The sequence below is a fragment of the uncultured Capnocytophaga sp. genome (assembly GCF_938029845.1).
Taxonomy (GTDB): Bacteria; Bacteroidota; Bacteroidia; order Flavobacteriales; family Flavobacteriaceae; genus Capnocytophaga.
Genome location: NZ_CALHGG010000159.1, coordinates 1 through 14,686, shown reverse-complemented (window position 1 = coordinate 14,686; position 14,686 = coordinate 1). Strand labels below are relative to the sequence as shown.

13 protein-coding genes are annotated in these 14,686 nt (G+C 40.8%); 9 read left to right on the top strand and 4 right to left on the bottom strand.

Annotation, left to right across the window (positions count from 1 at the left end; all coding sequences use genetic code 11):
* Nucleotides 1-6 precede the first annotated feature (6 nt).
* The 3 genes from Q0625_RS11835 (at nt 7) to Q0625_RS11825 (ending at nt 3,304) form a co-directional block, all read left to right on the top strand.
* Nucleotides 7-552 carry a hypothetical protein gene (locus Q0625_RS11835; protein ID WP_298827561.1) on the top strand — a complete coding sequence of 182 codons (546 nt, stop codon included), beginning with the start codon at nt 7-9 and terminating at the stop codon, nt 550-552.
* Nucleotides 553-633: 81 nt separating this feature from the next.
* Nucleotides 634-1,098: a hypothetical protein gene (locus Q0625_RS11830; protein WP_298827558.1), complete on the top strand. Its 465-nt coding sequence runs from the start codon at nt 634-636 to the stop codon at nt 1,096-1,098.
* A gap of 88 nt (nt 1,099-1,186) precedes the next feature.
* Nucleotides 1,187-3,304, top strand: a complete 2,118-nt coding sequence (locus tag Q0625_RS11825; RefSeq protein ID WP_298827556.1) for a glycoside hydrolase family 97 protein — start codon at nt 1,187-1,189, stop codon at nt 3,302-3,304.
* A gap of 45 nt (nt 3,305-3,349) precedes the next feature.
* On the opposite strand, the gene Q0625_RS11820 is transcribed toward Q0625_RS11825, so the two are convergent.
* Nucleotides 3,350-4,117 carry an MBL fold metallo-hydrolase gene (locus Q0625_RS11820; RefSeq protein ID WP_298827553.1) on the bottom strand — a complete coding sequence of 256 codons (768 nt, stop codon included), beginning with the start codon at nt 4,115-4,117 and terminating at the stop codon, nt 3,350-3,352.
* Nucleotides 4,118-4,251: 134 nt separating this feature from the next.
* On the opposite strand from Q0625_RS11820, the gene rpiB reads away from it, so the two are divergent.
* From rpiB to Q0625_RS11790, 6 genes are all read left to right on the top strand, one after another.
* Nucleotides 4,252-4,674, top strand: coding sequence for a ribose 5-phosphate isomerase B (gene rpiB / locus Q0625_RS11815; protein ID WP_298827550.1), 423 nt, complete (start codon nt 4,252-4,254; stop codon nt 4,672-4,674).
* Nucleotides 4,675-4,695: 21 nt separating this feature from the next.
* Nucleotides 4,696-5,715 carry a phenylalanine--tRNA ligase subunit alpha gene (pheS, locus tag Q0625_RS11810; RefSeq protein ID WP_298827548.1) on the top strand — a complete coding sequence of 340 codons (1,020 nt, stop codon included), beginning with the start codon at nt 4,696-4,698 and terminating at the stop codon, nt 5,713-5,715.
* A 24-nt stretch (nt 5,716-5,739) separates the two neighbouring features.
* The gene (locus Q0625_RS11805; RefSeq protein ID WP_298827546.1) at nt 5,740-6,531 is read left to right on the top strand and encodes a YoaK family protein; all 792 of its coding nucleotides are present in this window, start codon (nt 5,740-5,742) and stop codon (nt 6,529-6,531) included.
* An 80-nt stretch (nt 6,532-6,611) separates the two neighbouring features.
* Nucleotides 6,612-7,358: a nucleotide exchange factor GrpE gene (grpE, locus tag Q0625_RS11800; protein ID WP_314992842.1), complete on the top strand. Its 747-nt coding sequence runs from the start codon at nt 6,612-6,614 to the stop codon at nt 7,356-7,358.
* Between the two features lie 21 nt (nt 7,359-7,379).
* Nucleotides 7,380-8,498, top strand: coding sequence for a molecular chaperone DnaJ (dnaJ, locus tag Q0625_RS11795; protein WP_298827544.1), 1,119 nt, complete (start codon nt 7,380-7,382; stop codon nt 8,496-8,498).
* Nucleotides 8,499-8,555: 57 nt separating this feature from the next.
* On the top strand, nt 8,556-10,460 hold the full coding sequence (locus Q0625_RS11790; RefSeq protein WP_298827542.1) for a S9 family peptidase: 1,905 nt from the start codon (nt 8,556-8,558) through the stop codon (nt 10,458-10,460).
* Nucleotides 10,461-10,551: 91 nt separating this feature from the next.
* Here the strand turns inward: Q0625_RS11790 and Q0625_RS11785 are convergent, their stop codons facing one another.
* The 3 genes from Q0625_RS11785 to Q0625_RS11775 form a co-directional block, all read right to left on the bottom strand.
* Nucleotides 10,552-10,968, bottom strand: a complete 417-nt coding sequence (locus Q0625_RS11785; protein WP_298827540.1) for a CBS domain-containing protein — start codon at nt 10,966-10,968, stop codon at nt 10,552-10,554.
* 194 nt (nt 10,969-11,162) lie between these two features.
* On the bottom strand, nt 11,163-11,825 hold the full coding sequence (locus tag Q0625_RS11780) for a protein-L-isoaspartate(D-aspartate) O-methyltransferase (protein ID WP_298827537.1): 663 nt from the start codon (nt 11,823-11,825) through the stop codon (nt 11,163-11,165).
* Between the two features lie 87 nt (nt 11,826-11,912).
* Entirely contained in the window at nt 11,913-14,621 is a 2,709-nt protein-coding gene (locus Q0625_RS11775) for an AsmA-like C-terminal region-containing protein (RefSeq protein WP_298827534.1), read from the bottom strand.
* Nucleotides 14,622-14,686: the final 65 nt, after the last annotated feature.

Genomic DNA, 14,686 nt, shown 5'->3' with positions numbered 1-14,686 from the left:
AAAATTATGAGACATACTCTTACACTTTTAGTAGCTCTTTTGAGCCTTGTAGCCTGCTCCGATGGCAAACTCTCTCCCTCTCAAGCCCATGACTTAGTAGAGGCAGCCTTGCAGGATACCCCTATGTACGAAACAGCTCACCTAACATTGGGTGAAGTAAAGTACCGTACCAAAAAGGATGGGGATAAGATAAAACAAATCAAACAATTGGAAAGTGATGATTACCTATCCATAGAGGAAATTAAGGTAAAGAAAAAATGGCTTTCCAACGATAGTATATGGGTTGTCAATATCAAGTGTACTGATAAGGCACTCCCCTATGTTACCGAACTAAAGGAAACACGTGCCAAGGTAAAAACCCTAGAATATGTACTCTCCAATGAGGTTACCGTAGAGCAAAAAAATGAAAAAAGTGCTACCATCACCGCTACCTTCCAAAAGAAAGAAACTCCCTTCAGTTTCCTAAACAAAAAGGCAGGCGGACAGGACTTTATCCAAAAGAAATACAAGGCCAAATACCGAGAAAAAGAAGGATGGACGCTCTCTAAATAATATGAAGTCTATCCAAAAAATCCCATTTTTAGTGGGTGAAATGCCTTTTGCCCTTATTATCACCTTTTATTTTTTACCTTTATGAAAAGAAGTACGTCCCTTTTACTCTTCCATGCCCTTCTCTCTGTGGTTTCGGGCATACTCATCACTCAAATGTCTCTCTTGGGGCGTATTGGTATTCACACCATGTATAGGCAATTCATGGTTTTTCGCTCGTGGTGGAAGACAGCTCTACTGCTTTTTGTTGCACAGTGCCTACTCCTTGGCCTACTTTGGGGCGTACGAAAAATGGCTAATCTTTCAGTGGCTAAAAAAACGGCATGGCTACTACTTATTGTAGGTATAGCAGGCTTTGGAGCTACTTATTGGGATTTCTCCACCACTATGCACAAGGTTATGAAAGCCAAATTCCACTTCGGTTTTTACCTCTTTTGGATTGGCTGGTGGATAAGTTGCCTATACTTTATCACCATTAAGAATGAAAAACCTAATAATGAGATAGTAAGTCAACTTGATAATGAGCCTGTTGACAAATTAACAAATTGACAAATCCCCTCATTTTTTTTGAGTTTTTTCTTTTTTATGTCCTATTTTTTTTGTAACTTGCACCGTAGTAATTACAAAAAAAATTCTAATGAAACAATTGGTAATAGCCCTTTCTATGGCTGTCCTTCCCAGCATTTTCGCACCTGTTAGGGCACAGGAGCAAACCTCTCCCGACGGGAAAGTAACCCTTACCTTCTCCCTTACCAAGGAAGGCACTCCAGCCTATAAGGTAAGCTACAAGAATAAACCTGTTATCAAGGAAAGTACCTTGGGCTTCCTGCTAAAAAAATCAGAGTCCCTTACCAAACAATTTAAGATTGTTGACACTCAAAAGACTACTTTCAAGGAAACTTGGAAACCTGTATGGGGGGAAGAAAATCAAATCCTTAACCACTATAATGAACTCTTAGTGGCTCTAGAACAAACTTCTACTCATAGGAAAATGAACCTACGTTTTAGAGTTTATAATGAGGGAGTTGGTTTCCGCTATGAGTTCCCTCAGCAAAAGGAACTTACCTACTTTGTAATAGAGGAAGAATTGAGCCAATTTGCCATGACTGGTGATCATACAGCATGGTGGATCCCTGGAGACTACGACACACAAGAGTATGATTATACCGAATCTAAACTCTCCCAAATTCGCTCTCTCATGCCACAGGCAGTGATTAAGAATGTATGTCAAACTCCTTTCTCTCCTACAGGCGTACAAACATCATTAATAATGAAAAGCCAAGATGGTCTTTACATCAACCTACATGAAGCAGCACTAGTCAATTACGCTTGTATGCATCTGAATTTGGACGATAAGACTTTCGTATTCCAATCCCAACTCACCCCCGATGCCAAAGGCGACAAAGGTCACCTCTACTCCCCTTGCCACACCCCTTGGCGTACTATTATGGTGAGCGATGATGCTCGTAATATATTGGCTTCTCGCCTTATCCTAAACCTTAATGATCCTTGTGCTCTTACAGATACTTCTTGGATAAAACCTGTGAAATACATAGGAGTATGGTGGGAAATGATCTCTGGTAAGTCCTCTTGGGCTTATACCAATGAGTTCCCTACTGTGGATCTCGACAAAGTGGATTACTCCAAAGCTCGTCGCAATGGTACTCATGCCGCGAACAACCAAAAAGTACGTCGTTATATTGACTTCGCTGCCCAACATGGCTTTGACCAAGTACTTGTAGAGGGCTGGAATATAGGCTGGGAAGATTGGTTTGACAATTCCAAAGATTATGTCTTTGACTTTGTAACACCTTACCCTGATTTTGATCTCAAGGGCTTAAATGATTATGCGCACAGCAAGGGAGTGAAACTTATGATGCATCATGAAACATCTGCTTCTTTGCGCAACTACGAACGACACATGGAAAAGGCTTACCAACTGATGAATGACTATGGTTATAATTCTGTAAAAAGTGGCTATGTAGGAAGTATTATTCCACGCGGTGAACACCATTATGGTCAATGGGCTGTGAATCATTACCTATATGCTATTAAGGAAGCTGCCAAGCATAAGATTATGGTCAATGCTCACGAGGCTGTACGCCCTACGGGTCTATGTCGCACCTATCCGAATATCATTGGCAATGAGTCTGCTCGTGGTACTGAATACGAAGCTCTTGAAACTGTAAAGCCTTTCAATACTACCATCTTACCTTTCACCCGCTTACAAGGGGGACCTATGGACTATACCCCAGGTATCTTTGAAACTAATTTGGTGAATGTTAATCCTGAGAACCACCATACACTAAGCAGTACCCTTGCCAAGCAATTGGGCTTATATGTTACTATGTATAGTCCTTTACAAATGGCAGCTGACCTACCTGAAAACTATGAAAAATTCTTAGACGCTTTTGAGTTTATCAAAAAAGTACCTGTTGATTGGCAAAAGAGCGTTTATTTGGAAGCTGAACCAGGTCAATATATTACCATTGCTCGTAAAGACAAGCACAGTAATAATTGGTATATAGGTAACACTAGCAATGAAAACGGACATACCTCAGTGCTCTCTCTGGATTTCTTAGACAAAGGGAAAGAATATGAAGCTACCATCTATGCCGATGCTCCTAATGCCAATTACCAAGGCAATGCCCAAGCCTACACCATCAAAAAGCAAAAGGTGAATGCCAAAACCAAGCTTACCCTAAAAGCTGCTCGTGGAGGAGGATACGCCATAGAAATAATAGAGAAAAAATAAAAAACAAAAAGGTGAAAAGTAAAATTAGTTTTTACTTTTCACCTTTTACTTTATATCTATTATAAGATTATCATATGCTAAGAATACATGGGCGGGGAGTTCTTTCTGTACTTTAGCATGAAAACCCATAGTTTGACTTATATGCGTAAAAAAGGTCTGGCGTGGGTGTACTTCCTTGACAATGGCCAAGGCCTCTTCTATGTTTAGGTGAGTAGGATGTGAGGCTTTACGCAAGGCATTGAGCACCAAAGTATCTACTTTATAGAGCTTGGAAAGCTCTGCTTGAGTGATATATTTAGCATCGGTGATATAGGCTAGGTTTCCTATACGATAGCCTAAAATAGGTAAAGTACCATGCTCCACGGCAATCGGGATCACCTCCTTGCCAAAAAGAGTAAAAGGCGTATCAGCAGTAATTTCAGTAGCAGCCACTGAAGGAGCTCCTGCATAACGATTCTCAGTAGCAAAGATATAGGCAAAGCGTATGCGTAGCTGCTCTATCACTCTAGCAAGTCCATAGATAGGCATATCCCCTTGCTTTAGGACGAAAGGACGTATATCGTCCAAACCTGCCGTATGGTCGGCATGTTCGTGTGTAAAGAGGATTGCTTCCAAGTGCTGTACCCTATGGCGCAACATCTGTTGGCGAAAGTCAGGAGAACAATCTATATTCACATTCACACCACCCCATGAGAGCAAGGCCGAAGTACGCAAACGCTTATCTCGCTTATCTCGGCTACGTGCCACAGGAGTATCCATGCCTATCACAGGTACGCCTTGTGAGGTGCCTGTTCCTAAAAAGGTAAGTTTCATCAGGCTTATTTTTAATTAGTTAGCTTTTTCTATTGGAAAAAATTTCCACTCCTGCAAAAATACAATTTTTTCTTGATAATAGCTTTTAAAACTACCAAAAAAAATGTACCTTTGCACCTTAAAAACACTGACTAATGAAAATTACCATTGGAAATGATCACGCAGGTACTGAATATAAGAAAGTGATTATGCAATACTTGCTATCACAGAATTATGAAGTTACTAATGTAGGTACTGACTCCCCTGAAAGTGTGGATTACCCTGATTTTGCTCACCCCGTAGGAGAGATGATAGATAAGGGTGAGGCTGACTGGGGAATTGTTATCTGTGGAAGTGGCAATGGAGTAGCCATGACCGTGAACAAGCACCCCAAAGTGCGTTGTGCCTTATGCTGGAATAAGGAGATAGCCGCCCTAGCAAGAGAACATAACAACGCCAATGTTATCGCCATCCCTGCCCGATTTACAGCTATAGAACAAGCACTTGAGATGGTCAAGACTTTCCTAAATACCCCCTTCGAAGGAGGCAGACATGCTCGACGTGTAGAGAAAATTTAACCACATAATATTGTTATTCCTATGATAGATAAAATCAAAGCACATATCGCCAAGGTAGAGGCTTTTGCGACTGAAAAAAAGGAAGAGTTAGAACAATTCCGTTTGGAATACCTCGGTAAGAAGGGACTGCTCAATGACTTTTTTGCGCAATTCAAGGAAGTTCCTAAGGAAGAAAAAAAGGAATTTGGACAGATTATCAATGAACTCAAAAGCAAAGCTGAAGCTAAGATTAACGAACTTAAAGAAAGATTGGGCGGTCAAAGCACTGCAGCACCTGCTTATAATGATCTTACCCGACCTGCTTTCCCTATAGAAATCGGAAGCCGACACCCTGTGTCCCTTATCAAAAATAAAATTATTGAAATATTTGCCAACATTGGCTTTAGCATAGCCGAAGGCCCCGAAATAGAGGACGATTGGCACAACTTTACAGCACTAAATCTCCCTGAATATCACCCTGCAAGGGATATGCAGGATACTTTCTTTATCCAGACCCGACCTGATATTCTTCTACATACTCACACCAGCTCAGTGGAGGTGCGTTATATGGAACAAAACCAACCTCCTATCCGCATCATCGCCCCTGGACGTGTGTATCGCAACGAGGATATATCCGCTCGCTCTCACTGTCTTTTCCACCAGATAGAGGGCTTGTATATTGACACCAATGTGTCCTTCGCTGACCTCAAGCAAACGCTGCTTTACTTCACCAAGGAGATGTTTGGCAAGTCCAAAATACGCCTTAGACCTTCCTATTTCCCTTTCACTGAACCCAGTGCAGAAATGGATATCTATTGGGGACTGAACAACGAAATCGATTATCGCATCACCAAGGGAACAGGTTGGTTAGAAATTATGGGCTGTGGTATGACTGACCCCAATGTACTAAAAAACTGCAATATAGATCCCGAAAAATATTCAGGTTTTGCTTTCGGTATTGGACTAGAACGTGTAGCCATGCTACTATATCAGATAGGAGATATCCGCGCTTTCTATGAAAATGATGTGCGCTTCTTAGAGCAATTCAAAAGCTCTATATAACCCGCCTTTGATAACCGCGTTATTATGTTCAGACATCAAGGAAAAAAGCGTTCTGCCAAGAATAACTTACAAATAGCCGTTGTACTTTCTTTTGTAGCGGGTATAGTCAATGTAGTGGGCTTCCTTTTCTTAAGCAGGCTCACTACCAATGTAACAGGGCATTTCGCTTTTTTCATTCATGATATGTCTATAGCGGAGTTTTGGAAAGGTACTATCTATTTGTGCTATATCATTTCCTTCCTTTGTGGTTCCTTTACCTCTGGCTGGCTGATTGAAGATGCCAATTATCACAGAAGGCAAAATAAGTATTTCAGACCTACCCTCTTAGAGTGCTTAGTACTGGGATTAGTCATTTCATGCAATACTCTATGGGAGCAATTTCCGCATGAAATTACCACTTTTATGTTGCTCTATGCCATGGGTTTGCAGAACTCTTTTGTAACTAAGATCTCCAATGCTACTGTACGTACCACGCACCTAACGGGCTTATTTACAGATTTGGGAATTGAACTTTCTCAGTTATTCTATATCAGAAGAAACAATTATCTACAACAGGAGAAAAATATAAAAAATAGCATCAAGCTACGCCTTTTTATCGTTGTTTTTTTCTTCCTAGGCGGCTTTTTTGCAGGGTTCTCTTACGTAGAACTATCCTTGGGAATCAAGACCCTTTTCTTTGCCATTATCATTCTGTTGGCAGGATTATATTATGATGATGTACGCTTTAGATATCTCACCGAACGAAGAAAGCACCGAAACCATCCAAAACATATCAAACACTCCAAACATTCCACCACCCCAATTGACACTCATTAGTACATGCCATTTTGTCACTTTTCAATCTTTGGCAATACTTTTGCTATGAATAAAAATTAGTAATACAAAATAATACACCCATGAATACAGGACACACTCATAACGAAGACGACTTCTACGCAGATGACATTCATGACGCTGATTTTCAGGATGCTGAAATCATAGATGAAGAAATACTTAATGATGCCCCTGCTCAAGAGGCATCTTATATAGAAAAAGAGCCTCAAGCAACAGAAGCGCAAGCATCATATACTCAAGAAGAAACTGAAAAACAAAACAGTAACGCCCAAGCTGAATTTGCTGAAAGGCAAGCTGACGCTGAAGCTAAAAGACAAGCCGAGGCTGAAAGACAAGCCAGTGATGCCGCTCAGGCCGATGAAGCTATCTCTATCCTTGAGGCTGAACTACACAAGGAAAAGGACAAATTCATGCGACTTTTTGCTGAATTTGAAAACTACAAACGACGTACTGCCAAAGAGCGACAAGACTTACTCAAATCAGCAGGACAAGATGTCATACAATCTTTACTCCCTGTCTTAGATGATTTTGATCGCGCCCTAGTGGAAATCTCCAAATCAGAGGACGAAAACTTACTTCGCGGCGTGGAACTTATTCACAGCAAGCTCCTGAGCACCCTACGCTCCAAAGGTTTGGAAGAAATCCCTGTGGCTGCCTCTGATGCTTTTGATAGTGACATCCACGAGGCACTGACCCAAACTACCGCCCCTACCCCTGAACTCAAAGGAAAAATAATTGATGTGGTAGAAAAAGGATACAAATTGGGAGAAAAGATTATCCGTTACCCTAAAGTGGTAGTAGGACAATAGGTTTTCTTAGTGATTGAATAAATGAAAAAAGATTATTACGAAATTTTAGGCGTTAGCAAGACTGCTACTGTCGCTGAAATAAAAAAGGCCTACCGAAAAAAAGCATTAGAATATCACCCCGATAAAAATCCTGGTGACAAAGAGGCCGAAGAAAAATTCAAAGAGGCAGCTCAGGCCTATGAAATACTGAGCGACGAACAAAAACGAGCACAATACGACCAATTCGGACACGCAGCCTTCGAAGGAGGCGGTGGCGGAGGTTATAGCTCTATGGAAGATATTTTCCGTAACTTCGGGGATATCTTCGGTGGACACTTCAGCGGCTTTGGTGGCTTTGGTGGCTTCGGTGGGGGAAATTCTCGCTCTTATAGAATAAAAGGGGGAGATCTACGTATCCGTGTGAAACTTACCTTGGCTGACATCGTAACAGGTACCGAAAAGAAAGTAAAGGTGCTTCGTAAGGTGAAGGCTGAAGGAGCTACTTATAAGACTTGTAACACCTGTCATGGTAATGGTAGTATTGTCCGTGAGGTCAATACCATGCTTGGTCGTATGCAATCCTCTTCCCCCTGCCCTACTTGTGGTGGAAGCGGTGAAGTGATTGACAAAAAGCCCGATGGTGCCGACTCTCAAGGGTTAAAGAGTATAGAGGAGACTGTCTCTATCAAAATACCCGCTGGAGTAGTGGAAGGCATGCAGATGAAAGTACCTAACAAAGGAAATGAAGCCCCTGGTAACAATAGTATCCCTGGGGATCTATTGGTACTAATTGAGGAAATAGAACACGAGACCCTAAAGCGCGAGGGAGAAAACCTCCATTTAGACCTCTATATAAGTATGCCTGAAGCTGTCTTGGGTACCTCCAAGGATATAGAAACAGCCACAGGAAAAGTGCGTATCAAGCTGGAAGAGGGTATCCAATCTGGAAAAATTCTACGCCTCAAGGGCAAGGGACTCCCTAACCTCAATGGATATGGAGCAGGAGACCTATTAGTACATGTGAATGTATGGACTCCTAAAACCCTTACCAAAGAGCAGAAAAACTTCTTCCAAAAGATGATGGAAGATGAGAACTTTACTCCTCAACCTGACAAATCAGAAAAAAGTTTCTTTGAAAAGGTCAAAGATATGTTCTCCTGACTGACAGATTGGTTATTTTCTAAATTATCATGAAAGAAATTTCTAATTCTATATATGATGAGAAAAATTTTACTAATTCTTGCATTGATTATGACCTATAATACGCAAGCACAGCAGCCACTTACCCCTGAGAAATTATGGGAGGTACAAAGAGTGGGGGGTATCGGGCTTACTCCTGACAAGAAACAGGTTTTACTGAGTGTTACCACACCCAATGTGGCTGAAAATTCCCTCAAAAAGGAATATTACAAATTGGATGTAAATGGGGGCAAACTGATTCCTATTACCAAAGAACAGTTGGACAACCTTACCATTAAGTACAACGCAGACAAGAGTCTCAAGCTCATCCATAAGTCAGTAAAAATAAACCCTGTTTTAGGAAAAGACTTCTATAAGGAATTAAGCAAATCCACAGGAAAAGTGTATGAAGGCCTAGATCATCGTCACTGGGATAAGTGGAATGAAGGAGCTTACAACCATGTATTTGTTGAAAATATATCTACTGGGGTGCAGACAGATCTTATGCAGGGATTGCCTTATTATTGTCCTCAAGAGCCTTCTGGCGGAGAGGAAGACTATATCTGGAGTAATGATGGCAAAAAGGTTCTCTATGTAACCAAAGCAAAAGTGGGTACTCAGTATGTAGTAAGTACCAACACTGATATCTACGAGTATGATATAGATACCAAGACCACTGCTAACCTCACCGAAGGTATGATGGGCTATGATACCCACCCTTCTTTTAACAAAGACGGTGTATTAGCTTGGTTGAGCATGAAGGAGGATGGTAATGAAGCTGACAAGAATGATCTATATATCCTCCACGAAGGCAACAAAATCAACCTTACAGCCTCTTGGGATAATACTGTTTTTAGTTATATTTGGAGTAATGACGGAAAGAAAATTTATTTTATCGCTGCTACCCAAGGTACTCAGCAACTTTTCGAAATAGAACCATTCGCTAAAAACCCTACTCCTAAGCAACTGACCAAAGGAATCTTTGATATAGGTGATATCTTAGGCCAATCCGGTGATCTCTTAGTGGTTTCCCGAAATGACATGAATAGAGCCGCTGAGATATATACCGTTAATCTCAAAGGGCGAAAAACTCCCTTGGAAGTAAAACAGCTCTCTCATATCAATGATGACCTTTACAAGAACATTGCAAAATGTCCTGTAAAAGAGCGTATCATAAAAACCACTGATGGCAAGGATATGTTTGCTTGGGTTATCTATCCACCAGATTTCTCTCCTAAGAAAAAATACCCTACCCTACTCTACTGTGAGGGAGGACCTCAGTCAGCACTAACTCAGTTCTACAGCTTCCGCTGGAACCTCCAACTGATGGCCTCACAAGGTTACATTGTTATCGCTCCTAACCGCCGTGGTATGCCAGGGCATGGAGTAGCTTGGAATGCCGAGATTAGTGGAGACTGGGGAGGTCAAGTAATGAAAGACTATCTAGCTGCTATTGATGATATTGCCAAAGAACCTTATGTAGATGCTTCCCGATTGGGAGCTGTAGGCGCTAGCTACGGAGGTTATTCTGTATATTACTTAGCTGGTATCCATAACAAGCGTTTTAAGACCTTTATCGCACATTGTGGTGTGTTCAACACCCAAAGTATGTATGGTACCACCGAAGAGACTTTCTTCAACCAACATGAGTTCGGAGGACCTTATTGGGAAAAAGACAATGCCATAGCTCAGAAGGCTTTCACCGAGTTCAATCCTATAGAAAAAGTAGGTGCTTGGGATACGCCTATTCTCATCATTCACGGAGGTAAGGACTACCGTGTTCCTGAAGAACAAGGCTTCCAAGCCTTTACCGCTGCCCAGCTCAGAGGAATAAAGAGCAAATTACTCTATTTCCCCGACGAAAATCACTGGGTACTACAACCTCAGAACGCACTGCTTTGGCAACGTACTTTCTTTGGTTGGCTAAAGGAAACTCTGAAATAATATTACACCCTCAAATAGTTTTGTATACTAGTAAAATAAGCCGAAATCCAAGGATTTCGGCTTATTTTCTTGACCCATAAATTGTGTAGGATTAGTACTGTTCTAGCAGGTACTTGATAAGGTCGGTAGTAGTAAGCATACCTACCAAATTTCCATTTTCAGTAACAGGCAAGGCGTGGAAAGTTTGTCCTGCAAGTATCTCCGCAGCTTCCTTAATAGTGGTATCAGGAGAGATAGAAAGCGGTACCTTAGCCATTACTTGTGGAATGGTGAACATGTCATACACTACACTATCCACATGCTTTTCGTCATCGGAAAGGTCAGCAAAACTGATTCGCAATAAGTCTGTAAGGCTTAGTACCCCTACGAGCTTACGCCCTTCCACTACTGGAATATGACGAATATGGTGTTTTTTGAATAATGCCTCTGCCTCATACAAAGTATTGGTAGGGTCTATAGTAACTATGTCCTTGGACATAATCTGGGAAACGGGAACTCTCTGTTTCATATCTTTATAATTTAATTAATGATTTAATGATTCTTTTTTGCACTACAAAGTTAATAAAAAATATTCGAAATATAGCAAAAATTCCATTTTTATTTTCCGTTTCTTTTTCGTATATTTGCATTTCGTAAGTAAAAGATAAAAGGTAAAAAGTAACACCTGTAATATATTAGGTTTTACTTTTTACCTTTTATTTTTTACCTGATTTTCGCTTGTACATTCTCCAGCATAGGAACAAAGCCGAAGGTACCATATTCCTCTTTGTTAAACTCATTGGGCGAGAGTCGTGTAAATACAGTCATAATCTGTTCTCCTTTTCCAATAGGAATTACTAGTCGCCCTCCTATTTTAAGTTGCGCCAAGAGTTCCATGGGCACCTCTGGGGCTCCTGCTGTTACTAAAATGCGGTCATAAGGCGCTTGTTCTACATACCCCTTATAACCATCCCCAAAAATCATTTTCTTAGGAATATAGCCCATTTTCTCAAGTAATAGTTTGGTCTTCTTAAAAAGCTCTTGTTGCCTTTCTATGGTATAAAGATCGACCTTTAGAAAGACCAACACAGCCGACTGGTAACCACTTCCTGTACCTATCTCAAGAACTTTCTGTCCTTGCCTCACTTGTAGCAACTCCGTTTGAAAAGCCACTGTATGAGGGCGAGAAATTGTTTGATCGGCACCAATAGGAAAGGCTATATCCTGATAAGCTTTTTCTTCAAAAATACTATCCAAAAACAAATGTCGAGGGATGGTTCTAATGGCTTGTAACACCTTTTCATCAGAGATGGGATAGTGCGGACGCTCCGAAAGCTGTCTTGCCAAAAGATTCCGCATACCCCGATGCCTTGCTGTATCTTTCATTTCTAATGATTAATGACTAGTCATTAGCGACAAATGACTAGTGACAATAGGATTCGTCACTAGTCATCTGTCGCTAGTTATTGATTTTTATTCTTTCTTCTTAAACAATCCATCCAAGAGATTATTCACTGCTTTTTTAGCTTGATCTTTAGGGGCTTGTTGTTGAGTTTTGGTAGAGTCAGCGGGGTTGGCTTGTGTCTTGCCACCTCCTATAATCTTGCCCAAAGCATCGGTAGCTTTGTTCATCACTTCTCCACCTACTTTTTCAGTAATCTTATTAGTTACCTCATTGGTTACCTTATCCATTACCTTATCAGTAAGTTGGTTAGCCTGTGCCTTCGCTACTTGTAGGGCAAGGTTACTTACTACTTGCTTCATATCGGTAGAGACCTGTGGTTTGGTAAAGTTCCCTCCCATATTCACATTTACAGGAATATCACCCAACTTTTGTTGTTCTGTTGCGGTAAGCTTAGCAAGTAGCGCTGAAGCCTCCTGACCGAGCATTTTAGCTGGCACATTGAAGGTCAGTTTGTAGTCCATCGTTTGGTCAAAACCATGAGTTCCCGCTACATTAATAGTACTATTGTTCCACTTGATTGTGAAAGGTTTTACCACCACGCGACCTTTCTCAAAGGTTACATTGGCCTTAAGATCTTTAAGATTCATTTTTGAAAGATTCAACTGAGTGAACTGTGAATCCAAAGCAGAAACCAAAGGTGAAGCTCCTTTCACATGACCATCCAACAAAGAAGCTGATAAGCTACCAGAGAGTGAATTCATATCAGGGGTAAGTTCAGGGGTAAGTTTCCCTGTCACATTGATCTTGGAACTAAAGAACCCTTCTACCGCCTTGGCAATAGGCATGATATTCTTAAGCATCTCTATCTGAGTGAAGGACTCTACTATATTAAGCTTATTCATATCTAAATCCACTGAGAAAGTAGAGCTATCCCCTTTGGTAGAAACACTTCCTGTAACGGCTGTCTTCCCTCCAAAGATATCAGTTTGCAAGTTCTGTAGGCTTACTTTTTCGTCCTTGATAATAAGTTTTCCAGAGACATTGGCGAGGTTGAGCTTGTCATAAAGCACACTCTTAGCCTTAGCATCCAAGGTACAATCCAAGAAAGCAGGAATCTTGATAGAAGCTCCCGCAGTAGAGGTGTTTGTAGTGGCTGGCTTAGTCTCTGCTGGTTTTTCTTCCTCTTGCTTAGGTGTTTCAGTAGCTGGTGCATCGGTCTGCATAAAGTCACCTACATCTATGTGGTTGGAGGCAAGGTAGAAGTTTCCTTTAAGCACCTCATTACGAAGGGTAAAGCCATAGAAGTTTTCAAGTGTTCCTTTGATATTGAAGTCCGTCTTTCCTGTCTTAGCATCTAGTTCAGTAAGCTCTATCTTAGTATTATTGAAGGAAAGTCCTGCCTTATTGATATGGAAAGGTTGTAGGAAGCCTGCTCCTGAATAGACAAATTGTTCCAAAGAGGCATGACCAGAGTTACGAATACGTTCGTAGGCTTGCTTTTCCACCGATGCCATATCAAAAGAGGTAGAAACATCAGCCTTGAGGATTCCCTTTAGATCTAAATCCATCTGTACAGGATAGGCCTTTTGGATATTCTCCAAGTTGATAGTTCCTTTGAGGTCTGCATCCACAAGCATATTCCCTGTAAGGTTTCTTAGAAGGGCTTTCACTGAGAAAGCATCTTGGTCTATGGTGAAAGCAAAACGATTGATATTCACATAAGTATCTTCCAATTTCTCGGTATCGTTACCTATCTTTACATCTATATCAATATTCTTAACTGATTTAGGGAGAGATGGATACTTGAAAGACGCATTATTGGAGAGCATACGAATATCCAACTTAGGAATAGTCGTAGGGGTGTATTTGCCCGCTACCTTTCCGTTAATAGTAAATTCGCCTGTTGTCTGTACCCCTTCTATACTCTTAGTATAAGCAGCAGGAATAAGGTCTAAACAGTTCTTAAAGGTAGTCTTAGGAGTCTTGAAACTGAGGTCATAGAGCTGACCATCTTCTAATAGTTGTACAAAACCCTCAAAATTAAGCTCTAAGTCGTTTAGCTTTAGGGTGTTGTCCTTTAGAGTATATTTCTGCTGATTAAGGTCTATTCCCAAGATAGCATCAAGGGTCACCACATTGTTGCGCAAAAAGGCAGTACCATCAGAAGCAAAAGACAACTTAAGCGCCGTAGTAGTCTCTAGGTCAAGCACTTGATTTGCAAAGTTTCCTTTTCCTTTGTGATAAAGGCTATCCACAATTACACTTATCTTAGAGCCATCTTCCTTAAAGGTAAAGCGCAGGTTATCAATACTATACTCATTTAAGTCAAGAGAGAAATTATTTGGCTCCTCGCTATCAGGGGTATCAGAAGTGCTCTTAGCAATGTCAAAGTTACCTTTGCCTGCCTCATTTATACGTACATTGACCACTGCATCGGCTATAGAGAAGCCTAAGAGTTTGTAAGGCTCGTTATCTTTCTTAAAGAGTATATCCTTAAGATTCACCTTTGCAGAAAAATTGCCTACATAGGCCAAGGTATCCCCTTCAAAAGGGGCATTATTAATCACCTTCAGCCCATCCACTTCCACCGTTGCATTGGGAAAATTCTTGAACAAACTGAGGGAGAAGTCGTTAAAACTTATTTGTGCATCTACACTTTCATTCACCGCCTCCATGACTTTCTCCTTTATCGTATTTTTAAAGAGAAAAGGAATGGAAACAAGCAGCAGTACTAAGACCACAAAAATAATTCCAATGATTTTAAAAATTTTTTTCATCTATAATAGGGGTTTAGGTTTATAATGGATTAGTCACTTGTCACTCGCCATTAGTCACTAGTAAT

Bases quoted from the DNA above. Each gene is read 5' to 3' on its own strand.
- Q0625_RS11825 (WP_298827556.1), top strand. From the start codon at position 1,187: ATGAAACAATTGGTAATAGCCCTTTCTATGGCTGTCCTTCCCAGCATT.
- rpiB (WP_298827550.1), top strand. From the start codon at position 4,252: ATGAAAATTACCATTGGAAATGATCACGCAGGTACTGAATATAAGAAA.
- Q0625_RS11790 (WP_298827542.1), top strand. From the start codon at position 8,556: ATGAGAAAAATTTTACTAATTCTTGCATTGATTATGACCTATAATACG.
- Q0625_RS11780 (WP_298827537.1), bottom strand. From the start codon at position 11,825: ATGAAAGATACAGCAAGGCATCGGGGTATGCGGAATCTTTTGGCAAGA.
- Q0625_RS11805 (WP_298827546.1), top strand. From the start codon at position 5,740: ATGTTCAGACATCAAGGAAAAAAGCGTTCTGCCAAGAATAACTTACAA.
- Q0625_RS11785 (WP_298827540.1), bottom strand. From the start codon at position 10,968: ATGAAACAGAGAGTTCCCGTTTCCCAGATTATGTCCAAGGACATAGTT.
- pheS (WP_298827548.1), top strand. From the start codon at position 4,696: ATGATAGATAAAATCAAAGCACATATCGCCAAGGTAGAGGCTTTTGCG.
- dnaJ (WP_298827544.1), top strand. From the start codon at position 7,380: ATGAAAAAAGATTATTACGAAATTTTAGGCGTTAGCAAGACTGCTACT.
- Q0625_RS11835 (WP_298827561.1), top strand. From the start codon at position 7: ATGAGACATACTCTTACACTTTTAGTAGCTCTTTTGAGCCTTGTAGCC.
- Q0625_RS11830 (WP_298827558.1), top strand. From the start codon at position 634: ATGAAAAGAAGTACGTCCCTTTTACTCTTCCATGCCCTTCTCTCTGTG.
- grpE (WP_314992842.1), top strand. From the start codon at position 6,612: ATGAATACAGGACACACTCATAACGAAGACGACTTCTACGCAGATGAC.
- Q0625_RS11775 (WP_298827534.1), bottom strand. From the start codon at position 14,621: ATGAAAAAAATTTTTAAAATCATTGGAATTATTTTTGTGGTCTTAGTA.
- Q0625_RS11820 (WP_298827553.1), bottom strand. From the start codon at position 4,117: ATGAAACTTACCTTTTTAGGAACAGGCACCTCACAAGGCGTACCTGTG.